The organism is Hyphomicrobium sp. 01T421 (assembly GCF_056398805.1).
Genome location: NZ_JBFTQC010000004.1, coordinates 18,387 through 40,165, shown reverse-complemented (window position 1 = coordinate 40,165; position 21,779 = coordinate 18,387). Strand labels below are relative to the sequence as shown.

Here is a 21,779-nt window from a genome sequence, read left to right as displayed (position 1 = left end):
ATGGCTCGAAGAGGCACGCCTGCCCAAAATCACTCATAGCTTGCATGTATGGGCTGGCGTGGTCGCACTCAAAGAGGAACCATTCATGACTCTCGATTTTACTAGACGGACGCTTGCAGTTCCAGACCCCATTGCAAATTCGATCGTCATCCTTCGATCGCATGTTCGCTCTCAGACGTATTCTTTTCATCTGCTCCTTATGGCCGCCCTGCTTCCGATTGCTACAATTCCGCTCACGACGCTTGAGAATAAACCCGCACGTGCCGCAGCAAGCGTTGAACTTGTTGAGGTCGACGCCAAAGTCGTCGCGAAAGGCTATCGAGCCTCAAAGCTTCTCGGTACCAAGATTTACAATGCCAAGGGTGAAAAGATCGGCACTCTGGACGAACTTGTCATCGACGGTAACAATGTCAATTTTGCTGTGCTTCAGGTCGGTGGTTTTCTGGGCATAGGTGGCAAGCTTGTCATCGTTCCCTACGAGGACCTCACGATCGATGCGGAAGGTGATAAGTTTGTGTTAGGCGGTGGCAGCAAGGAACAACTGATGAAGTTGGCGGGATACGAATACAAAGCTCTTGGCGCCGCGCCGACGAGTCTTCTCTCGCGTGTTGTCCCGACTATGTCCTCGCCCTCGGGCTCCCAAGCCTCGGGGCCCACTGGAGCGATCGACAAAGTCGTGCCTCCGATGAAGCCTTGAACACGCGTTGATCCGTTTTATCGCGCGGTTGGATCGGGTCAGCGATAACTAAGGAGGCACCGACAGATGGTCCGCAGATTATTCTTGCGCACGGTTCTTTCCGCCGCGCTTGTCTTCCTATCCGCCCCGACGATCGCCCGGGAGGTCGGCCTCGTACCGCTAGACCTCAAAGACGTTGCAAAGGGCTATCGAGGCGAAGATCTGAAGCAAAAGACGGTCGTCAATGACAAACGTGAGGACGTTGGCCGGATCGATGATTTTATCTTTTCAAGGAATGACAATCAGGTATTTGCTGTATTGGTCGTCGGCGACTATGTCGGAATTAGCGGATCACTGGTCGCGGTTCCGTTTCGTAGCCTCAAACTCGATGATCCGTCAGGGTTGATCGTCCTGCCGGGGGCGGACCGCGCAGCTCTGCTAAAGCTCCCAGTGTTCCTCTACAATCATTGAAATCGGCCTTCGCCTGGTCGGCCTCGCAAGATGCTCGACTGACTACGTGCATTCAATATTCCAGGCATTGAGCCACGAAGGATTCGGCGATGCAGAATGTCGACATACCGGATGTTTCCGAATTCAAGGGGCTAGCTGCTGTACGCAACGAGACCTGCGTATCGATTTATCTGCCGATCAATCCGGCGCGCGAAGCTGGTCATGCCAATCGCCTCCTTCTCAAGGATTTAGTGAAGGACGCAGTACGTCAGTTGCAGCAGGTCAATCTCGATGAGGAGAGCCTCTCGCATCTCTCAGGTCAATTCGAGCACCTTCTAGGCATCAATAAGGACCCTGACATCGAGGAGAAAGTCAGGCTACGTCAGCGGTACCGCAAGAAATTCGAGGAAGTATCCGAGTTCTGGAAGTCCCAGAGCAGAGGGCTGGGCATCCTCGCCACACCGGAAAACATGCGCACGTTTCGATTGCCGAATGCGGTAAAGCCGTTGGCCGAGGTCGCTGACCGGTTTCATATCCAGCCCCTGATGCGCACGATGACGATGCCCCACGAGGCTTACGTCCTGGCGCTCACCCAGAACAGCGCCCGCCTCCTTCACATCTTCGCGAATAAGCAGCCGGAGATCGTTCACGTTCCAAAGTTTCCGAAGAGCTTACCCGAAGGCCTGCACGTGTATGTGCGCGCGCCAAGTATCAACCTTATGCTGCCCGAGTACGAAAAGGTGCTCATGCAGGAGTACGTGCACAAAGTCGACAATGCTCTAAGATCGGTCCTGACCGGCCGCGACACGCCCTTGATACTTGCCTCGGAGGAGCCCCTAGCCTCGATATTCAGATCGCATAGTTCCTCGCCCCATCTTTTACCGGACATGATCTCGGGCAATCCAGACGACAAGACGGATGGGCAGCTCTCGGACGACGCCGTGGCTGTTCTAGAACGCTTGTATATGCGGGAGATCCAAAAGATCGTTGGCGACTACGACGAGTTGAAACCTCGGTTTGCGACTACGGACGTATCATACGCCGCTCACTGCGCTACATACGGAGCGATCGATAAGCTGATCATCGATATCGACGCAAATATTCCCGGCGTAGTTGACGACGACGACGGGAGCGTTACCTACGCCGTTTCAGATGATGCCGAGACCTATAGCGTTGTCGACGAGATCGCGAAGCGGGCGTTCATCAAAGGAGCGCGAGTGCTGGGTGCTTCCAATGAAGAGCTTCCGGATCACGCACCGCTGGTCGCCATTTTGCGATTTCGGCTTTGAGTTACCACATTCTCGGAAGTCAGCGATTATACGCTTATACTTTTTTACGATTTTGGCAGCGCTCTCGCTCAGCACCATACTGATGATCGTCAATTGTTGGAACAGAGTGCGGGGCGCTTAAATCTGTAAATAACGCGGAGACCCTGCCTCACGCTCCGCAGATCGCTCGATGGAAAAAGTCCGGAAGAATGACAACCATCAATGCGGTGAAACTCTCAATCTGCGACCTCTCGCGAGCAGCATTTGCTGCGCATACTCGCGAACCATCGTCCCAAGGTTTTGAAGACGCGGAGATTCGATGGAAACCGCTGAACTCTTTGCAAGTGCAGAACCGCATGATCCGGAGACTTTGAACATTCTCGTCGATGCATTCGAAGGCGCTTGGAGCGAGATCGAAAAACGCTACGAGGCTCGCCCGAGACTTCGCGACGAAGCGCGGCGACGACTTGCCGACGCTGTTCTGAAGGTAGTGAACGACGGCGCTCGAGTTCCTGCAAACATCAAGGAATCAGCCTTGCTCATCTTGGCCATCGAAGACTCAAACCTCCGTTGATGTTCGGTGACGTTCGCGACTGATTTAGGATGGTCATGCAGATCAACCTCAAAAGGAATGTCGCAGCGTCTCCCCGCGACGCCTTCGCAACGCTTGCGGATGTCCGCGATTGGCCTCTGATCATCGGCTCGATCCGAAGCGTCGAACTGCTGACGCCGGAGCCGGTCACTGAGGGTGCGAAGCTGCGTGTGTCACGCTTTTTATTCGGCCGCGAGACGACCCAGGTCTTTGAGGTCTCGCGTCTGAGCCACCCCGGCAAATGCGCTTATCGGTGGAAGATTCCGACATAGATTTTGATCTGGATCATGTGATCGACGGAATTTTTGGGGGCGGTTCCCGCATCATGCTGATTTTTCGTGCCCGCCCACAAACGGAGGTCGGAAAAGCGGCCCAGCCTTTCATGTCACCGCTTATGGGTATTACGCTGCGCGACGAACTCGAACAGGACCTCTTGGATCTTGCCACGGCAATCACGCTGCGATCGCCTCAGGAAGAGCCAAGGGCGCACGCCGGCCATCAACCAAAGCCAAGGACGTGAAGGCCCGCTTTTCGCCAGATCGATAAGCGTCAGGGTGTTCTGGACGTCGGACGCCCCGCTGCCGCCGAGAATGGCTTCATAGCATCTCGAGCGCGCGCGGGCCGTCGGGCGGGGGAAATAATTTGTCGAGTTCTGCGAGCTGTTCTTTCGTCAGCTCGATACTCAATGCGGCGACGTCTTCCTCGAGACGTTCCGGACTGGAGGTCTTAGGAATTGCGATCACGTCATCGTTGGCAAGCAACCAACCGAGAGCAGCGCTCGCCGGTGTCATTCCATGCCGTTTCGCAAATTCTATGAGCCTCCTATTTTTGAGAAGGCGTGCCTGCTCAATCGGCGAATAAGCCATGATTGGAATGTTGTGCTGCCGCATCCACGGCAGCAATTCCCATTCGGGACCGCGCCGCGTGAGGTTATAGAGGATTTGGTTCGTGACCGCGGCCCTCCCGCCGCGAACGTTCCAGAGCTCCTGCATATCATCGGTGTCAAAGTTGCTGACGCCCCAGTAGCGAATCTTGCCTGCATCCTGAAGCGCTTGGAATCCGGCAACAGTCTCGTGAAGGGGAATACTTCCGCGCCAATGCAGTAGATAAAGATCGATTCGATCGGTCTGGAGGCGGTGCAAGCTGTTCGCACAGGCGACGGGTAGTTGGTAGAATGATGCGTTATACGGATAGACCTTACTAACGAGGAAGACTTCGTCGCGTCGCTCACTCAGCGCTTCGCCGATCAGCTCTTCCGCAAGGCCCTCGCCGTACATCTCGGCAGTATCGATGAGCGTGACGCCCAAATCGATGGCATGCCTCAAGGTCGCGATCTGTTGCGCGCGCAGCGCCGGGTCTTCGCCGAAATGCCAAGTCCCCAGACCAAGCTTATGCACCCGCTCCCCTGATGGAAGCGCGACGGTTCGCATGGTCCCCCCGTGTTCTTTTGCAGGCCCGCGATCAACCGTCTTGATGTGAAGAGCCATGACTATCTTCCTCTTTTGATCAGACTAAGCCGCGTCTCGCTCAGTCCTTCGTATGTGATGCCATAGAAGATGGGTAACGACAGATAGATCGCCAGCGCTAATAGCGGCGACCAGAACCATCCCATCAATCCTGCAATCACATACAGAGCGATACCGATCCAAGCTCGCACTCGTTCCTTCGGAAAAAAGCCCGGATTTATGTCTTTCTGCAACAGGTATGGACGAATGGTCAGCACGTGGAACAGGAGCAGCCACGCCAGGCACATCAGCCCGCCGATCAACGCATAGACGGCTTCCGCCACCTGCGCGTCGAAGAGATTGCCGTGCTGGAGGGCAAAAGAAAGGAGCGCCGTGGGAAACGGTATCAGTGCCGACGTCAGGAGGACGAAAAGATTGGCGAGATGCAACATGCGGTCACAATAGCGGACTCGCGAGAAGACCGCATGATGGTTGAGCCAGATCACGCCGACGTAACAAAACGATGCCAGGAACGCGACGTAATTCGGCCATTGATCAAGCAGCTTGTTCAGAAGATGCCCAGGTTCATGCTCAGGGCGCACAATCTCAACCACAAGGAGGGTGATCGTAATCGAGAAGACGCCGTCGCTGAACGCCTCGAGCCGATCGGTCTCGGCAAGGCGCACCCGCGGAAGCGAGGGAGGTTCCGACTCGACTTCTCGTTGAAACGCCTGTTCCTTTCTCTGGCGCATCCCCTAAGCTCCTGGCTTGTGGTACGGACGACCCAGGCGCGTATGCCCGAGACAGCATCCATTTCTGCTAGCCGTTGCGGACGCGAAGAACGATCTTGCCAAGAACGTGTCGTTGCGCCAGATGCTCGTGAGCCTTAGCTGCTTCGTCGAGGCCATATCGGGCAGCGATAGGAACTTTCAGTCGCGATGCATCTACGGTGTCATTCAGACGCTTGAACTCATGCACACCGGCTATCGCGTCGTAAGCGGTGAAATCGACACCGTTCCGCCGTTTGGGTAGAGGCTCTACCCCGTTCGGATAGGCCACACGTCCGCCCTTGCGCACAGCATTGACGCACCGGTCCAGTGCGACGCCTCCGGCGAGCGCGAGAACGGCGTCAATTCCATCAGGTGCCCAGCGCATAATGGCGTCGGTGAGATTTTGATCGCCGGCATTCAGAGCCTCGTCCGCACCCAACTCGCGCACAAACGCCAGGGCCTCGGCCGTCGTCGCGGTTGCAAGCACCCGTGCTTTTCGCAATTTTGCGAATTGGATGGCAAGACTTCCGACACCGCCCGCGGCGCCGTAAATGATGACACTCTCGCCCTTTGCTACGTGCAAGGCATCGTCTACTCCCTGAAGCGCGGTGAGCCCTGTCGTTGCGATTGCACCGGCCTGTTCCAGATGAAGCGATTTCGGCTTTGGTGCTACCTTTTCGGCCGCTACCGCAACGAACTCGGCATAAAATCCTCCCTTGGGATTTTCGTAACTATACGAGTAGACTTGTTCACTGAGTTCGAGACGCCGAACACGAGAACCCACAGCCGCGATCGTGCCCGAGCCGTCAGTCCCGAGGACCAAAGGAAAGCGGGGTGGTCCGAAGAGTTCCCCCTCCCTCATGTCGGCGTCCCAAGGACCAACACCTGCAGTGTGCACAGCCACCAGAACTTCGTCGTCACTAATGTCAGGGACAGGAACCATGTGGATCGCGAGCTGCTTTGGGCCGCCGAAGTGGTCGATTGCCGCTGCTCGCATCGTCTTTGGAAGCATCCTCGCGCGATGCCCGCCAGAGAGGACGCTTTCGTTGTGAGGTATCGAAGTCATCGGTTTTCTCCTAGCGCCACCGGTCGTCGACGACGGCTCTTGGCGTCTCGCCTTTCTCCTGAGCGAGCGTTGGATAATCCGTGTAGCCCTTGGCTCCGCCTCCGTAGTACGTGGCGGGATCATCGGCATTGATCGGCGCGCCGAGGCGCAGTCGGAGGGGTAGGTCAGGGTTGGCGATGAACTTGCGACCAAAGGCGATCGCGTCGGCTCTGCCCTGCTCGATCCATTCCGACGCAGTGGTGAGATCAAAGCCCCCAGCGACGATCAGGGTGCCGCGATACATTTTCCGTATCAGGTTGACCATGTTGAGGGCGCGCGAAGCGGGTTGCTGCCCCTTCTCCAAATCGGCCATAGCCGGGTTGACGATGTGCAGGTAGGCGAGCCCGAAGCCCGAGAGCGTTTCGGCGATGCTGCCGAATGTCGCCTCCGGGTCATCATCGCCGATGTCGTTGAACGAACCCAGCGGCGAGAGCCGGACACCGACGCGGTCGGCGCCCCAAATCGCTACCAAGGCCTCGACGATCTCGAAGAGGAAGCGGGACCGGTTGTCGACACTCCCGCCATACTGGTCGGTGCGCCTGTTGGTGCGAGAACTGATGAACTGATCGATCAAATAGCCATTGGCCGCATGGATCTCTATGCCGTCGAATCCAGCAGCGATGGCGTTCTGGGAGCCGCGCACATATTGTCGGACGACATAGGGAATTTCTGCCGTTTCGAGAGCGCGCGGCCTCACGAACGGAACGAGTTCACCCTCGCCACGCTCATTTTCAACGAAAGCCATGCCCTCCGGCTTCAACGCCGAGGGCGCGACCGGCAACATCTTGTCGGGTTGTAAGGCCGGATGCGAAATCCGCCCCACATGCCAAAGCTGCATAAACATGAGACCGCTGGAGCCGTGAACAGCGCTCGTGACCACACGCCAGCCCTCAACCTGCTCCTGTGTGTGAATACCGGGTGTCCAAGCATAGCCCTGTCCCTGCATAGATACCTGTGTCCCCTCACTAATGATCAGCGCGGCGGTCGCGCGCTGCGCATAGTAGGAGGTCATGAGAAGAGTTGGCACATTGTCTGGCTGTCGCGCTCGCGATCGGGTCAGTGGCGCCATGACGACACGATGGGGCAGCGCATATCTGCCGATCTTCACCGCCTGGAAGAGGGCTGGAGCAGTTATCGTCTGCTCCCGTGCGATTTCCGTGGTTTCGCTCATCGGCTCAATTGCCTTCTCATCACAGTCGTCACCTCAAGTCATCGCTCGCAGGCGCCAGATCTCTATCCGCCAACTACGCAGCTTGCGATCTAGATGCGCGGGCATCGCTGAACAGCTTGATCATTTCCCGGTTGAAGGCTGGAATGTCGTCCGGCTTACGGCTTGTAACGAGACCCTTGTCGATAATTGCTTCCTCATCGACCCATTCCGCTCCAGCATTTTTTAGGTCGGACCTGAGTGACGGCCATGACGTCATCCGTCTCCCTTTTGCGGCGCCCGCCTCGATGAGAGTCCAGGGTCCATGGCAGATTGCCGCCACTGATTTTCCAGCCTCAAAGAACGCCTTCACGAAGTCGACAGCTTTCGGGATGATGCGCAGCGTATCCGGATTGAGCACACCTCCGGGCAGCACAAGCGTCAAAGTCTTGAGCATCTGCGCTATCGAGGGGTACATCGACTGAGAAAGTGTTGCCCCACTCCGTGAATTCCCATGACCGCACGTGGTCTCTCTTCGGAGATACAACTACCGTCGTCGCGCCCGCGTCATCGAGTTCGACCCGCTCGAAACCGTCTGTAACAACGAAAGCTATTTTATTTTTTTTCAGAACGGGGTTTGCCACTTGCAACTCCTTTTCATCTTTCCCCATGCGATGGCGCATGGTTTGGAATGCTATCGGCGTGAACTTGGTTCTGGTGTTAGAGGAGGCATCGGCGTGCTACCGGCAGACGCGAAGGCTAAAGCGTTCGTCACGCTGCTTCTGCAGCCGCAGCTGTAACTGCCGTCAGCGCTCATACTGTCTAGCCTTTCTGGCTTCGGGCATTGCTTCAGAAATCCCCCGCGGGGCTTGCTCAAAGGCTTGCAAAGCATGGAGTTGCGCCCGATTGGCGAGCCAAATATCAGCGGACCTGGGGCGCAGCGTCGCCATTACGCCAATAGTTATGGAAGCCGGGGTGGTGTGGCCATGACAGCCGTCAAATCTGCGAAGTGATGCAGCGCTCCGACACTGCACTCCTTAATCGTCCGATAAATAACTACGATCTTTAGTTTAGTCGCCCTTAAGGAATGAGGTGCGAAAATCGTTCGCCGTCGGCAAATCGCGTGCTTGGTCCTGGGTCGACTCCTTAAGAACTCGCGAGCACTCGTCGCTAAGGCACAGGATTATGCTGTGGACTGAAGCACCTACTGACGTACGGGAACTTAGGCGCTGCATTCGGAACCTTGTCGCGATCTCGACGTTGCCTTCCATCTCTAAGGATTACGATCAATTCAAATCGCAGATGGCGTCACCGCAGCGCTTCGCTCCATGCTTAATCTCGAACTCGTTCATATTTCGATGCGAGGAAAATCCGCCGAGCAGTCGATCCAAGCTACGCACACCTCCAATCGGCAGAATTCCGGCGCTCGCGCCGAGATCATAGCGGCTCCTTCCTATGGGAGCGCGGCTGATCAGATAGAAAGCTCGCAGCGGAACGCTGCCAAAGAGGCCGGCGGCAAACTTGGCATCATGTCAGCGCCTATGGATCTCAGAGGCGACGGCGTCATCACGGAGCGGCAGCGGCTCGCTCCGGAGATAACCAGCGGTCTCTTTCAGCCTTTCACATTCACAAGGAGGGGAGGCATGGAAATTGCCTCTCCATTTTTCAATCGATCATAGAAGCGCATGGCGCGCATATCCGTAAGCGAGCCTCAATCATAGAGGTACGATTTTTCGCTTTTACGCGTCCTGCTGTTTCCCGAGGAAAAGCCGATGCAGCCTGATAAGCGTATGGTTCACATCGTTGATGATGATGTCTCGCTACGGCATTCACTCCAGTATCTCCTGCGCGCAGCTGGATATGAGGCTTCAACATATGATTCTCCCATCGCTGTCATAGAATCTGCCTCGGAACTTGCAGGCGGCTGTGTCCTGCTCAATTTGCACATGCCCGGCATGGACGGTCTGGAACTCCATCGGCGCCTCGTCGCACTCGACGTTCTCGCGCCCGTGATCCTCATGACGGCCCAAGGCGACGTACCGACGGCCGTCAAGGCAGCGCTCAAGAGCGGAGTCGTCAATTTCATCGAGAAGCCTTTTGATGGCCACCGCCTGTTCGAAGCAATCGAAAGCGCATTCTCGGCAAACTTGTACGCGAACGCTGCCCGCGAGGGCATTCGCGCGGCGCGCAGGATTGCTGCTTTAACCCCTCGCGAAAAGCAGGTTCTTGACGGGCTCGTCGCTGGTCATGCCAACAAAACCATTGCCTATGATCTCGGGATCAGCGTCCGGACCGTCGAAGTACACCGGGCACGCTTGCTCGATCGACTAGGCACACGACGCCTGGCTGTGGCGATACGCCTGTCGGTTTTGGCTTCGCTTGGCTGACACCCAATCGGAGCCTAGAAGGCCACGCCGATAAGATTTCATCGACAGCGGTCATTGCCGGCACAACAGTCTGCTCGATCACGACTTGCTCATTCGACATCTGCGGCCCCCATCCTCGATCGCCTCTCGGTCGACGATCCTTACTTGGCGCGTACCTGAAAATCTGATGAGCCCGCGCTGCTTCAATCCTGACAAGGACCGGCTTACGGTCTCGGCGGAAATGGCAAGAAACTCGGCAATGTCCGAGCGGGAAATTGGAAGAGCGATTCTATCGTACGTTTCAAATGGAAGCCGCTCACCCATCTCAAGGAGGAAGGCTGCTACTTTTTCCAAAGCTGTGACCCTTCCTACGATGAGCAATTGAGCCTCAAGCCGCGATATTGTCCTGAATGCGATCTCCCGCACGAGGCGAGCAACCGCGGGATCGACATCTGCGAGCGCTTCAACCCGTCGGCGCGGATATCGAGCAATCTGCGTTTCATCGACGAGCGCTTCGACTGTCAAGCCGCTCCCGCCGGCAGCAACCAGACCGAAGAAGTCTCCAGGAAGCAGGAGATTGACGATCTGACGACGGCCATCGGGCTGCGTCGCACAACGCTTTGCAGCACCCTCGACGACCCGATACCAGTAGCCGATTTCATCGCCGCTCGAGATCTCTTGGTGAAATCCGTAGGAGGTAACAGTTGCTATTGAGTCTAAGGCGTCCCACTTGTGGTGCTCGCAGTAATCCTCGATGTTATCGCCTTTAAGTACGGCTTTAGAGCGCTGGAGTTCGAGTGCGCGACCATTCACAACGACCTCCTGCACTAACTAAGTCATGGCTCGAGACCATCGCGGATATCCGGCGAATGGCCAACCTCGTAAAACTTCGTATCGTAAAACTGCGTAACCAGGCGGGTTTGGGTGGAACCATCGGAGGAGTTTCAGGTTAAGCCAATTCTGTTTACACCTCGCATTTCGTTCACGGCTGGCGGGCCTTGCCCCTGCTCCGGCCAAGTCTTGATGATTTGGTTTGTACCATTCCTCGCGACACACGATCCCCAGGTGTTGCAGCAATCCAATCCATCGTCGCCTGAGAGCTCCAAAGAGATTTGCTAAGCGAAACTCGATGTGTACCCACATTGAGAGTTATTTTTTTTCGCGTTTTTTATCTCGTTGAGGTTCGTCCGCGAGCAGGCGGCGGCCGTTCGGAAAATGACGGTTATCAAGGATACGCGGTGTGAGTTCCTGTAGCTCTCAAGTCGCGCGCTCCGCGCGCCGGCTTGTGCTCAAGCGTAAAACGAGGTGATGACATGCGATCGGACGACGAAATCAAGCGCGAGATCGAACAAGAACTCAGGTCGCATCCAGACCTCAATTCAGAGGACATCGCCATCGCCGTCAGAGGCGGCGTAGTAACCCTGGCCGGCTACGTGCGTAGCTACGCGGATAAGTATGAGGCGGAGCGAACGGTCAAATGCCTCCCCGGGGTCGGCGGAATTGCCGACGATCTTGTGGTGCGCCTGCCAAAGATCGACGAACGGCCTGACCCGGATATCGCGCACGATGCCCTCGGTGCCATTCAGACTGAGCTCTCCGCTTCCGCAGAGGGCATAAAGGTCATCGTAAAAGATGGGCACGTGACCTTGGAGGGTTTGGTGCCAGGCCCTTCTCAGCGCCAAGTCGCAGAGGATGTCGTGCGCAAGATCAAGGGCCTGAAGGGCGTCCACAATCGAATCCAACTGAAGCCGGAAGCCGAGCCCGACGCCATCAAAGAGAAGATCGTTAACGCCTTCCGGCGCGATGCCTAGCTCGACGCAATCAGCATCATTGTTGAGGAGCACGATGGAGAAGTGGTTCTCAGGGGTCGTGCAGGCCATGGAGCCAGCCGAGGAAGCGGAGCGCGTTGCGTGGACTGCACCGGGCGTAACCAACGTCGTCGACAACACGCGGCATCCTCTCGCGATCCATGACCGCTTATGCGGTCGTGCTTCGCACGGCTCTCGCCGAGTTTCGCGCAGCGGCTTTCAATTATTATCCGGAGATCGTCGATTTGGATCGAGGGGCAGCCGGCCTGGAACCGAATTCACCCCCACAACACCCTTGGTGTCGGGATCGTAATCGCAGGTGTAAATTTGGAATTCCCAACCGCCGAACATGCTCTGCGACCTAAGCTTGTCGCCAATAAATGTGATGACGCCATCCTCTCGTTCCTTCCACCGATACTTGGTGAATGTCTGATCAAGCCATCCATCGGTCCATTCAAATCGGGACTTGGATAGGCGCTCTATTTGGGGACGGCAGGCGCTTGTGGCCTCTGCAAGATACTTCTTCGCCCAACACGGGAGGTCTAATCGACAGTAGTCGACAATGATACGGGGATGGCTTTCGCCGGCGAACGCGGCACCTGCGATTGATTTGCCTACTCCGCCGGCTTCGTCATCGGACTCAATCGACCTCTTCCACGCATCGTGCATCCCGAACAATTGATCATCATCGTATCGGGGACCCCTATACTTCACATCACTCTTGAAGCCAGAACCTTGATCGTGAGCCGATCCAATCATGAAAGCAAAGAGGATGCATGAACCCGCGATCGACACCGGCCAGTAGGCCTCAAGACGATTCCGTACGAAGGGAATGAACAGGATCATCGCCGCCGCCAGAAGCAGACCAACCGGCCACGGTTCATCCCTTTCGAACTTCAGAAGCAGAAATCCGCAAAGCGCGGACATTGTGCAGAGACACGCATTTTCGATTAGCCGCATAAAGAAATGAGCCCCTCATCGGTCGAGCTATTCTGCGGACAAGCTGCGATGACGAAGTTCACTGGGTCATAACAACGCCCGGCCAGTACGCGCGTTAGTCTCGCTACCTGGCGAGCGCAATAGAAAGGGCGAAACTCTTCCTGCAGCGAGCCCCGACACCGCCTCTTAACCCGTCAGGCGACCAGCCCTCTGGCAATTACATCATTGAGCGGCTGAGGGATCAGCGGTTCGGGCAGCAATCGTCGGCTAAAAATGCAGCGGGTTTTGGCAAAATGCGAACGTCGCATTTATGAAATTTTTCATTGTCGATCGCTCCGCCTTCCCATGGACGGTCCGCACTAGCGAGACTTACGGAAGTCCCTCGGCAGCATACCGTATCGCTTTTTGAAGGAGCGGCCGAAGTGGGTCATATCGGAGAAGCCCCATCCGAACGCGATATCACTTATGGACCGGTGCGTTTGGGCGGGATCCCCGAGAGCAGCATGGCAGCGCTCTAACCGCCGTTCCAGAATCAACCGAGAGAGCGACGTGCCTTCATCAGCGAGCACCGAATTTGCGTAGCGCAAGCTTGTTCGCGACAAGGTGGCTATCATCGCTGCATCAAGCTTGGGATCTCGTAAGTTAGACTCAACGAACGCGCGAATGTTGAGGCGCATCAGGACCCGCGAGCTCGAAACTCGCGGCGGGCGCTGGAGCTTCTTCGCGAAGATTACGGCGGCAAGATCGAGAGTGAGATTTTCTAGGAGCTGGGCGATGGGTATAGACATCTTACCGCAATGCTCGGCCAGCTTCGAAAGAAAGGATGCTAGCAACACTTCGTCGTCAGTCGACGAAGTTATCGCGCGTGCAACCAGTTCTCGAGTTCGTCCCAATCGGGACTCGAGGTCGCGCCGAGGCAACTTGCAGACCAAGAGCTGAGAATCTCCGGAAAAGGATCCTTCATATTCCAGTCTCGGGTCCAGAAGCGCAAAGCTTCCCGGCGTTAGCATGCAGTGGCGGGCATCTTGCTCCCATCGCAGCTCACCGGCCATTTGTTTGCAGAGGAAGACCTGATCATCTCTGGTATGTCCGACATGACGAGCGCCATGCAAAACGGACATCGGAGAATTGCGAAAGAGAATGACCTCGACGTCACCGATCGCGCCCGCTGAGATATCGGCCGCGAAATGGGAGCGCCGCTCAGGGCTAGCGTCGTGGTCCACGATGGTCGCGCAAGCGACGTCGTGCCAATAGTCAAATCGGTCCCGTTGGTGGACGTCGGCAGTAGAAAAAATCCGGTCCATTAGTCCATTAGAAGTGGGGGCTGATGTGTTCTCATCGCTTTTCGGACGGCCGTCTTACTGCGTAGCAGGCCATCGCAGTAAGTGACTCCAAGAGTGACACCACGGCAAGGACTAGGGCGAGGCGACATGTTCGCCTGCGGTGATGCATCCAGATCAGCCGATGGTTTGCGTCAATGTAGCCGATTTCCGAAATGTCTTCCGAGGTAGTTCTAACTGAGCCGCGCGGTCGGTCACTTGTTTCGTCAGGGGGCGGGAGCAAGCGAGTGGACCGAGGCTGATGAAATAAGAGCTGCTCTACGCCGGCATCTCGGCATCTAGCTTCGGTCTGCACGCCCTAACGCAAATAGAACAGTGGCCAAAAAAGATATGTGCCGAGACGACGCTCAGTCAATTCGAAGCGGGCCGGCATCGTGATCGTTGGATACGAAGGAAGATATGCCGTGGCAGCCCGACGCCCAACCCGCATCAAGGGATGTCAGCCATACATTACAGCGAACGAACTGAAGCAAGCGTTGCACGCCGAAGAATTCGAACTTCATTATCAGCCGCAGGTCGATATCGAGACCGGGGACATCGTCGGACTCGAAACGCTCTTGCGATGGCGTCATTTCACCCATGGCTTCATCCCTCCTTCCCAATTCATTGGGCTGGCAGAGACAACATCTCTCATCGTGCCCGTTGGAGAGTGGGTATTCAACGAAGCCTGCAGACAGTGGAAGCTGTGGCAGCAAGCGAACACCTCCCGCACTATTTCCCTAAACGTTTCCTCGCTTCAGCTTCAGCAGAGGTCTTTCGTGCGGTTCGTGCGGGACTGCCTGACCCGGTGGGAGATCAATGCAGGCGAAATAGAAATTGAACTCGTAGAGACGGTTGCTATCGACCATCGCGCTGCCAATACCCTGCGGGAATTGCGAGACCTCGGATTCAGAATCGCAATCGACGACTTTGGGACTGGCTACTCTTCTCTGTCTTATCTCGTGACGCATCAGGTGGACCGCCTCAAAATTCCAAAAGAGTTCGTGGCCAATGCTCCGTTCGATGCGCGCCATGCTGTGGTCGCTCGATCGATCGTTCAATTGGCTCGTGACCTCGATATAGATGTCGTAGCCGAAGGTGTAGAAAACCATGCTCAGGCGGGTTTCCTGATCAGCGCCGGATGTCGGTACGCTCAGGGGTTCTATTACGCGACGCCCTCCAACGCCGAGGGCGTGACGCCCTTGCTGCGCGAGGGGCGGATAAAATCGGTTCGCGGAACGACGCGTTAGAAGCGATTACATGCCAATCGCCGAGAAGCTCTTTTACCGCCGCGGGGCCCCGGCTCATTACCAAAACCGGAATGATTTCTCGTCCGATCTCGTCCAAAACCTCGCCCGCCGAGCGCTTGCTGTATTTCAGGTTCAAAGCGACGTGATTGACACCTGCGACCTGCAAGGCATCAAGGAATCGCAGTACGATTTTGCGGCCACCGCTAAATCCAAGGTGAATAGGACGCGGCGAAGCATTCGGATCCTCAGCGAGATCGACATAAAGGGATTGCGCAAATGGCTTGAACGTTCCCGGCGCAAGCGCCGCTACCATTGCATGCCATCGCGCGACATGTACTTTTTGCAATTCGGGAGAACGTGGGTAAGTGATCCATCCGTCCGCATCGGCTGCAATCCAATCGAGGCTTTGAAGGCTTGAGCCTGTGACCAGAAGCGGAAGCCTCCCCGTTGGTTTCGGGACCAGATCTGCAGTTCCCAGCATCGTGCCGTAGACCGACTCGATGCGCGGAAATTCCTCATTGAGGAGTTCGCGCAGCACTTGCAAATTTTCTCTAAACAATACGTCGCGTTTGTTCCAATCGGCGCCGAACGCTGGAAACTCGACCGGACGATCTCCAGAAGCGACGCCCATCACGAATCTTCCGTTGCTCAGCTGATCGATAGACGCTGCAGCCTTGGCAGTGTGAATTGGATGACGAAGCGGAAGTACAATCGAGCCGGTAGCTAATCCAATCATCGATGTCTGCGCCGCGATCCAGCCGAGCCAAACCCACGCATCATAGATTTGTCCCCGACGTCCCCGAAGGTCGGATCGCGAAGCGGAACATCGCGTGTCCATAATGCGCTGAATCCCAGTTTCTCGGCTTGCTGCGCAAGGCGTTCCTGTCCGCTCATAGCGGGCACATCACCCTCGAAAGCTTCGATTGGAAAGAAGACGCCAATGGTCATCCGATTTTTAGAAAACATGCGGCGGAAAGCACGGTGTTCCGCCACCGTAGCAATATGGAGAGGCTTACCCATGCTTTCTCCGAAATGTGCTACTTCAAGTCAGAGACGCGATTGAGCCGCCGTCAACCGGCAAACCATCTAAGCCTACCAAGTCCCGGCAAAAATGACGGCTGTCATTTCGAAAGTACGCTGCACCGCCCAACTTGCGAGTCTAACAACGTTTCAACGCAAGCGATGGGAATCCACCGATGGCTAATAATCGCGCAGTCACTTTTATGGGTCCGGGCAAAATGGAAGTCCGGGACGCAGGTTATCCGAAGCTCGCAGATCCCAAGGGACGAAAGATCGAGCACGCAGCCATTCTCAAACTTGTCACAACGAACATCTGCGGCAGCGATCTTCATATCTACAACGGTCGTTTTGAAGCGCCCGCCGGAATGCTGATGGGACACGAGAATACGGGCGAGGTCGTCGAGGTCGGTTCGCATGTCCAGCACATCAAGAAGGGCGATATCTGCTCAGTTCCTTTCAATGTGGCCTGCGGCACCTGCGATAGCTGCCGCGATCGCCATACAGACGTCTGCTTGAGGGCCAATGAAGATCTTGGCTTTTGCGGCGCTTACGGTTTCAACCTCGGCGGCTGGCAAGGCGGACAAGCAGAATACATGCTTGTCCCGTGGGCGGATTTCCAGCTTCTGCGATTCCCTGACAAGGATGAGGCCATCGAGAAAATCCGGGATCTCACATTGCTCTCCGATATTCTTCCGACCGGGTATCACGGCTGCGTTGAGGCGGACATAAGGACGGGATCCACCGTCTACATCGCCGGCGCCGGTCCCGTTGGGCGCTGCGCGGCTGCAAGCGCGCAGCTTCTGGGTGCGTCGTGCATCATTGTCGGCGATGAAAACAAAGCGCGTCTCGATCTCGTGAAGAACGCCGGATACGAAATCGTCGATACCTCCAGCGCCACGCCAATTCCGGATCAGATCGAAGCAATCCTCGGCAAACGATGGGTTGACGGCGCCGTCGATTGCGTTGGCCTGGAGTGTCATGGTAACGGGCCGGACGGCAGCAAGAAAAACGAAGTCGAATCCGTCATCAATACGCTGATGGAAGTCGTGAAGCCAGCAGGTGCAATGGGCGTGCCTGGCGTTTACACGAATATGGATCCGGGAGCTCCCACCAGCGTCAACAAGCAAGGCAAAATGGCGCTGGACCTTCCTAAAGCTTGGGTTAAGTCGCCCAAGATGACAGCAGGCCAATGCCCCGTCATGCGCTACAACCGCGAGTTAATGATGGCGATCATTTGGGGGCGAATGCCAACGCTTACGAGCATGCTCAATACCGAAGTGATCTCGCTCGACGAAGCTCCAAAAGCTTACGAAACTTTTGGCGCCGGTGCGGCCAATAAATTCGTCATTGATCCGCACAACATGACACGCCTCGCGGGCAAATCTCTTCGTGATAGCGCTGCTGCTCGTCCGAAGGCCACGGCCGGTACGCGTTGAAGTCGATGGCGAACGTGAAAATTTGCAACGCAACGGTCGCGGCCAATGCAAGGCCGCGATCCACGCGCGAGGCAGCCATCATTCTGATGTTGATGATCGCGACCACAAGGACGCTGCCTCGAAGCGACGCATAGTCTCACCGGTAGCGCGCTCGCAGCGAAGTCCAGCGCGCACTCTCGATGGTGATGAAGAAGTACGACCGCGAGCTGCACGCTGAAAGCAACGAGGTGAGCCATACCAGTCCGATATGCGCTTGCGATGCCTTTATTCCCCCGCTGAGATCTCTGCCCCACTAGGTAGATCAAACGACGAAACGCAAGCCTCATCGATCGACGGCAACTCACTCAAGCTTTACGTCTTCACCCGTTAGATTCGGCGGCGTATCGCATAGCCGTATTGGATTGGCCATTCCGGCGGATTGTCGAGCTTTTGCTCGGCGATAAGTGCCCAATAGGGTTCGCGCAAGAACTCACGAGCTATGAGAACGAGATCAGCATCTCCTCCGGTTACGATTTCGTCGGCGAATTCCGCGTCGGTGATCAGCCCCACAGCTCCGGTGTTGACTTCGGCTTCGTGGCGAATGCGGCGGGCGAATGGCACCTGGTAACCGCGGTGCAGCGGGACTGGTGCCGTCGCCGTGGTTCCGCCCGAAGAGACGTCAACGAGATCGACACCCATCGCCGCGAGCTTCTTGGAGAGCGCAACGGAATCATCGATGTCCCATCCACCGGCCACCCAATCCGTTGCAGAGATCCGCACGAAGAGAGGAAGCTCATCGGGGATCATGTTTCGCAATCGCTCGGTGATTTGCAAGAGCAGACGCATCCGGTTCTCGCGGCTACCTCCATACTCGTCCGTCCTGTGATTGCTGATGGGGGACAGAAATTCGTGCAGCAGATAGCCATGAGCCGAATGGATTTCGATGACTTCAAAGCCGGCCTTGAGGGCACGGCGGGCAGCCGCCTCGAAGGCGCCAATCACATCGTCAATTCCGCGCTGATCGAGCGGGATGGGAACAGGGCTCTTCTCATCGAAGGGAAGAGCACTCGGGCCAACAACCGCCCAGCCACCTTCATCGGGTTGGATCGGGCGCCCGCCCTTCCACGGCGGCTCGCAACTTGCCTTGCGACCGGCGTGGGCAAGTTGAATGGCTGGCACGGCGCTCTGATACTTCAGGAATCTTGCAATTCGCGCCAGCGGCTCGATGCGTTCGTCGCTCCAAAGCCCGACGTCGCCTGGCGTGATGCGGCCCTCGGGCAAGACGGCGGTCGCCTCGACCATGACAAGACCTGCGCCGCCAACAGCCCGACTGCCCAAGTGCACGAGGTGCCAGTCGTTGGCGAATCCATCCTTGGCTGAATATTGGCACATCGGTGCTACGGCGATGCGGTTGCGAATGGTGACCTTACGAAGGGTCAAGGGGGTCAATAAATTGACCTCCGCGACCTCAAGATCGTGCCTGCTATCAGTTTGTCCGCTTCGCCCCAAATTCGTGACGTGCTGATCCATAGAACTCACCTTTTCGGTCACTCAGTTTCAGATGAGAAATCGATCTGCCAACAGCGGCGAACAAACGGGCTTTGCCATGACGGTCGTCAATTCTTGCGGGCCTGTCGCTAGTGCGCGATCACAAGCGGAACCGGAGCTTGGCGCTGAACGCCTGCGCCACCAAGGAGCCATTCGCGCAGTCGGGACCCGACCAACACCGCGCATAATCAATTCGAATTGCCCGACTGAACGATGTCCGATCCATAAGCCGCTGCGATTTCTTGCTGCGGCTCCTTGGTCTTCCCACAGTCCGCACGGGCACAACTTTTTTACTGTCTGAAGGATCTGGTGCTGCTCGCCGTCTCTGTCTACCTCCTGAAGGAAGACGTTCAACGGGTCCTCGACGAAGACGCTCCAAGGCACTTTCAAAGTCGATGACATCTACGCGCTTCGTTATCGCGATACCGACGGCATCTTTCTCTTCAAGGTTTCCGCGCGGACTGCGACATACCTTCAACTGCAAAGACCTGATCTCTCCGAGACAACCCTCGACATCTTCACCGCTCCGAACGGAGCCGAGGCTGTCGGGCCCCACGGCCAATACGCTCTCAGCCCCCTCCTCATCGCACGATAAAGGTCGAAACGGGCACCTATGCCCGTCGCCGGATGACATCCGGCCTTAAGAGACCACAGCCGCATTCTGCCTCGCCTTGAGGCCGGCTTCACGACCCAGCGCTTGGGCGCTCCATAAATCGATCAAACCGCTTCTGCTCGGACCACATTTCTCACATTTTCACGACGGGCCTGCATCGCCGCCCCGAAAGAGCGATCGCACCGGCGCGCATCGTTGGCGCGTGAACGACGAGACTAGAAACCTTCCTCATGCAAACGGCCCACCGTAATCCCTGATGGTGAGACATCAGGCGGCAGGCCGCGCGTGAGATTCCAGGACGGAAACTTCACATGGCTATCAATACACCCCAGCGCACGGGGGCCACAAGCCTTCCGGCGGACACTCAACACCACTCTTTGATTGTCGGGATCGGCGCCGCTTTTCTTACCGGTGCCGTTCTCTGGTTCAATGGCACGTACGGATTCTCGCAGGGAGGCTGGGGTCTTGCGGTAGCCTTCCTGGGCTTCGCGATCGTCAAAAGACGGCGCGATGTCCTACGCGTGGGCCGCACGTGGCGAATACGGCCGACTGGCTGCCGGCATCCTCTCGCTCATCGCTCTCCTGATCTCGTGTCTGGCGGCGATAGGCGCGGCGTCATCCGGCAAACAGGAAGCATCTGACCCTAAGGCCAAGGCGATCGAACGCTATGACAGCGCCGAACGCACGCGCACTAAGGCTGAGGCCCGGCTTGAAGAGCTCGGGAAGCTGCCGACTGCCGACGAGGCCGCTGCCAAGGCGTCCTCTCTCTTGGCCAAGGTCGACGCGTCGATCGCGAAGCGCACTCAGGGCTGCACGGTGCTCGCACCTGCCAGCAACGGGCCGCGTCAGGTCGAAGCGAACCGCGTTGCATGTCAGCCTTGGATCGACGCCTCTGCGTTGATTTCAAAGGCTCAGGAAGCTGCCGATCTCAGGGCAAAGCTCGACGTTGCCGAGGAAGTCATCGCGGAAGGCAAACCGGCATCGGCTGGCGCTCAGGCGTCTACCATTGCTTGGTTCTTCGGGCTCTTCATGAAGCTCAATGGCATCGACAGCATCCAGGCAATGACGAACCTGTTCCTTGGCCTAGGCCTCGAGATCAGTTCTCCCCTCGCTTGGGCTGCCTTTGCCAGTGCGCGTCGTGGCCACGCTTCGCCAATGTCGATTTCTCCGATCTCCCGGGAGGTCGAGAAAATCGACATACAGTCCGATGGGCCATCAGTTGCCGAAGAAGACCCTGAGGCAAGGTTTGCCGCGCTCAAGGCTGCTACACTTTCAGTTGCCGAGACGCACCCTTTGGTTGCCATGTTTTCCGGTGAATTGCCGGAGCCCACGCCACCAAAGCCCGGCAAACGAAAAAAGCCCGTTCCGTCGCCGGCAAACGTAGTCGATTTCCGGCAACATCCCGTCGTTAGGGCCCAGAAGTCGACGGCGGTTCAGTTTCCAGCAATCGAGAACTTGCCAACCTGATGTCGGTGACAGAGGGCGAGGCCAGCAAACGATGGCAGGAAATCGAACACCAGTTGGACGTCAGCGGCATCGGCGTCTGTCGATTGCTTTGAAAGCTTAGAGCCTTTGAGCCCTCGGTGCTTGCCAGCACCGGGGGCTTTTTTTTGCTTCGAAAAGCTGGGCGGTTCGCCATGGCCCCGAGCAATTGGTTTTAAGTCGCAAAGACCGCCCTAAATAGCGAGCACCCGTTACCTATATTGCCATGGCGCGGACGATAGTCCAGAGACTAGTTCGAGGCCCATTGCACTTTGAGCAACTCTTGTTTCCATTACCATTTCTGTTCAGGAACCATATTCAGTGAACGAAGTAATCAATGCGCGGCAGGGAACCACTCCCCCCAGCGCGACCCTGACCGCGACTTTGGCGCTGCATATCCCGACATGCAGGGCCCGACGACCCAGCTTCACCTTTTCAGAGAGGTGGTGAAGTTGACGTCGTGAATCTGGCGTCGTGGTGCAAAGCACTGCGACGCCTTACTCTCGTTTTGCGCCAACTTTAATGCGCTAGATAACTAATCATCCCGGAACGTTACGACGCTTGTG

Annotated in this window: 22 protein-coding genes; 12 read left to right on the top strand and 10 right to left on the bottom strand. The window is 56.7% G+C overall.

Annotation, left to right across the window (positions count from 1 at the left end; translation table 11 throughout):
* Positions 1–85: 85 nt before the first annotated feature.
* The 6 genes from AC1DK3_RS18985 (at position 86) to AC1DK3_RS18960 (ending at position 3,506) form a co-directional block, all read left to right on the top strand.
* Positions 86–697, top strand: coding sequence for a PRC-barrel domain-containing protein (locus AC1DK3_RS18985; RefSeq protein WP_477193806.1), 612 nt, complete (start codon positions 86–88; stop codon positions 695–697).
* Positions 698–763: 66 nt separating this feature from the next.
* Complete coding sequence (locus AC1DK3_RS18980; protein ID WP_477193805.1) at positions 764–1,147, top strand: PRC-barrel domain-containing protein; 384 nt, start codon at positions 764–766, stop codon at positions 1,145–1,147.
* A gap of 89 nt (positions 1,148–1,236) precedes the next feature.
* Positions 1,237–2,415, top strand: coding sequence for a baeRF11 domain-containing protein (locus AC1DK3_RS18975; RefSeq protein ID WP_477193804.1), 1,179 nt, complete (start codon positions 1,237–1,239; stop codon positions 2,413–2,415).
* 298 nt (positions 2,416–2,713) lie between these two features.
* Complete coding sequence (locus tag AC1DK3_RS18970; protein ID WP_477193803.1) at positions 2,714–2,968, top strand: hypothetical protein; 255 nt, start codon at positions 2,714–2,716, stop codon at positions 2,966–2,968.
* A gap of 35 nt (positions 2,969–3,003) precedes the next feature.
* Positions 3,004–3,258 carry an SRPBCC family protein gene (locus AC1DK3_RS18965; RefSeq protein ID WP_477193802.1) on the top strand — a complete coding sequence of 85 codons (255 nt, stop codon included), beginning with the start codon at positions 3,004–3,006 and terminating at the stop codon, positions 3,256–3,258.
* Positions 3,228–3,506 (top strand): hypothetical protein, encoded by a 279-nt coding sequence (locus AC1DK3_RS18960; protein WP_477193801.1) that lies wholly within the window; start codon positions 3,228–3,230, stop codon positions 3,504–3,506. The genes AC1DK3_RS18965 and AC1DK3_RS18960 overlap by 31 nt, the downstream gene beginning before the upstream one ends.
* 76 nt (positions 3,507–3,582) lie before the next feature.
* Here the strand turns inward: AC1DK3_RS18960 and AC1DK3_RS18955 are convergent, their stop codons facing one another.
* The 5 genes from AC1DK3_RS18955 to AC1DK3_RS18935 all read right to left on the bottom strand — a co-directional run bounded on the left by AC1DK3_RS18955 (position 3,583) and on the right by AC1DK3_RS18935 (position 7,910).
* Positions 3,583–4,416 (bottom strand): aldo/keto reductase, encoded by an 834-nt coding sequence (locus AC1DK3_RS18955; RefSeq protein ID WP_477194006.1) that lies wholly within the window; start codon positions 4,414–4,416, stop codon positions 3,583–3,585.
* A 59-nt stretch (positions 4,417–4,475) separates the two neighbouring features.
* Complete coding sequence (locus tag AC1DK3_RS18950; protein WP_477193800.1) at positions 4,476–5,183, bottom strand: TMEM175 family protein; 708 nt, start codon at positions 5,181–5,183, stop codon at positions 4,476–4,478.
* 67 nt (positions 5,184–5,250) lie between these two features.
* A complete protein-coding gene (locus AC1DK3_RS18945) occupies positions 5,251–6,267 on the bottom strand; it encodes a quinone oxidoreductase family protein (protein ID WP_477193799.1) in 1,017 nt (338 codons plus the stop codon).
* Between the two features lie 10 nt (positions 6,268–6,277).
* Positions 6,278–7,477, bottom strand: a complete 1,200-nt coding sequence (locus tag AC1DK3_RS18940; protein WP_477193798.1) for an alkene reductase — start codon at positions 7,475–7,477, stop codon at positions 6,278–6,280.
* Between the two features lie 73 nt (positions 7,478–7,550).
* Positions 7,551–7,910: a DJ-1/PfpI family protein gene (locus AC1DK3_RS18935; protein ID WP_477193797.1), complete on the bottom strand. Its 360-nt coding sequence runs from the start codon at positions 7,908–7,910 to the stop codon at positions 7,551–7,553.
* A 67-nt stretch (positions 7,911–7,977) separates the two neighbouring features.
* Between AC1DK3_RS18935 and AC1DK3_RS18930 the strand changes: the two genes are divergently transcribed.
* Both AC1DK3_RS18930 and AC1DK3_RS18925 read left to right on the top strand, forming a co-directional pair.
* The gene (locus tag AC1DK3_RS18930) at positions 7,978–8,253 is read left to right on the top strand and encodes a hypothetical protein (protein ID WP_477193796.1); all 276 of its coding nucleotides are present in this window, start codon (positions 7,978–7,980) and stop codon (positions 8,251–8,253) included.
* Between the two features lie 972 nt (positions 8,254–9,225).
* Positions 9,226–9,840: a response regulator transcription factor gene (locus AC1DK3_RS18925; RefSeq protein ID WP_477193795.1), complete on the top strand. Its 615-nt coding sequence runs from the start codon at positions 9,226–9,228 to the stop codon at positions 9,838–9,840.
* A gap of 78 nt (positions 9,841–9,918) precedes the next feature.
* Here AC1DK3_RS18925 and AC1DK3_RS18920 read toward each other — a convergent pair whose 3' ends face one another.
* The gene (locus AC1DK3_RS18920; protein ID WP_477193794.1) at positions 9,919–10,632 is read right to left on the bottom strand and encodes a helix-turn-helix domain-containing protein; all 714 of its coding nucleotides are present in this window, start codon (positions 10,630–10,632) and stop codon (positions 9,919–9,921) included.
* Positions 10,633–11,132: 500 nt separating this feature from the next.
* On the opposite strand from AC1DK3_RS18920, the gene AC1DK3_RS18915 reads away from it, so the two are divergent.
* On the top strand, positions 11,133–11,630 hold the full coding sequence (locus tag AC1DK3_RS18915; protein ID WP_477193793.1) for a BON domain-containing protein: 498 nt from the start codon (positions 11,133–11,135) through the stop codon (positions 11,628–11,630).
* Positions 11,631–11,846: 216 nt separating this feature from the next.
* On the opposite strand, the gene AC1DK3_RS18910 is transcribed toward AC1DK3_RS18915, so the two are convergent.
* Together AC1DK3_RS18910 and AC1DK3_RS18905 are read right to left on the bottom strand one after the other, a co-directional pair.
* Entirely contained in the window at positions 11,847–12,473 is a 627-nt protein-coding gene (locus AC1DK3_RS18910) for a hypothetical protein (RefSeq protein WP_477193792.1), read from the bottom strand.
* A 452-nt stretch (positions 12,474–12,925) separates the two neighbouring features.
* Positions 12,926–13,870: an AraC-like ligand-binding domain-containing protein gene (locus AC1DK3_RS18905; RefSeq protein ID WP_477193791.1), complete on the bottom strand. Its 945-nt coding sequence runs from the start codon at positions 13,868–13,870 to the stop codon at positions 12,926–12,928.
* 440 nt (positions 13,871–14,310) lie between these two features.
* Between AC1DK3_RS18905 and AC1DK3_RS18900 the strand changes: the two genes are divergently transcribed.
* Entirely contained in the window at positions 14,311–15,135 is an 825-nt protein-coding gene (locus AC1DK3_RS18900; RefSeq protein WP_477193790.1) for an EAL domain-containing protein, read from the top strand.
* Here the strand turns inward: AC1DK3_RS18900 and AC1DK3_RS18895 are convergent.
* A complete protein-coding gene (locus tag AC1DK3_RS18895; protein ID WP_477193789.1) occupies positions 15,017–15,973 on the bottom strand; it encodes a TIGR03571 family LLM class oxidoreductase in 957 nt (318 codons plus the stop codon). The two genes, AC1DK3_RS18900 and AC1DK3_RS18895, sit on opposite strands and share 119 nt — an antisense overlap.
* A 358-nt stretch (positions 15,974–16,331) precedes the next feature.
* On the opposite strand from AC1DK3_RS18895, the gene AC1DK3_RS18890 reads away from it, so the two are divergent.
* Positions 16,332–17,591, top strand: a complete 1,260-nt coding sequence (locus AC1DK3_RS18890) for a glutathione-independent formaldehyde dehydrogenase (RefSeq protein ID WP_477193788.1) — start codon at positions 16,332–16,334, stop codon at positions 17,589–17,591.
* A gap of 366 nt (positions 17,592–17,957) precedes the next feature.
* Here the strand turns inward: AC1DK3_RS18890 and AC1DK3_RS18885 are convergent, their stop codons facing one another.
* The gene (locus AC1DK3_RS18885) at positions 17,958–19,019 is read right to left on the bottom strand and encodes an NADH:flavin oxidoreductase/NADH oxidase (RefSeq protein ID WP_477193787.1); all 1,062 of its coding nucleotides are present in this window, start codon (positions 19,017–19,019) and stop codon (positions 17,958–17,960) included.
* 1,222 nt (positions 19,020–20,241) lie between these two features.
* Between AC1DK3_RS18885 and AC1DK3_RS18880 the strand changes: the two genes are divergently transcribed.
* Positions 20,242–21,198 carry a hypothetical protein gene (locus AC1DK3_RS18880; protein WP_477193786.1) on the top strand — a complete coding sequence of 319 codons (957 nt, stop codon included), beginning with the start codon at positions 20,242–20,244 and terminating at the stop codon, positions 21,196–21,198.
* Positions 21,199–21,779: the final 581 nt, after the last annotated feature.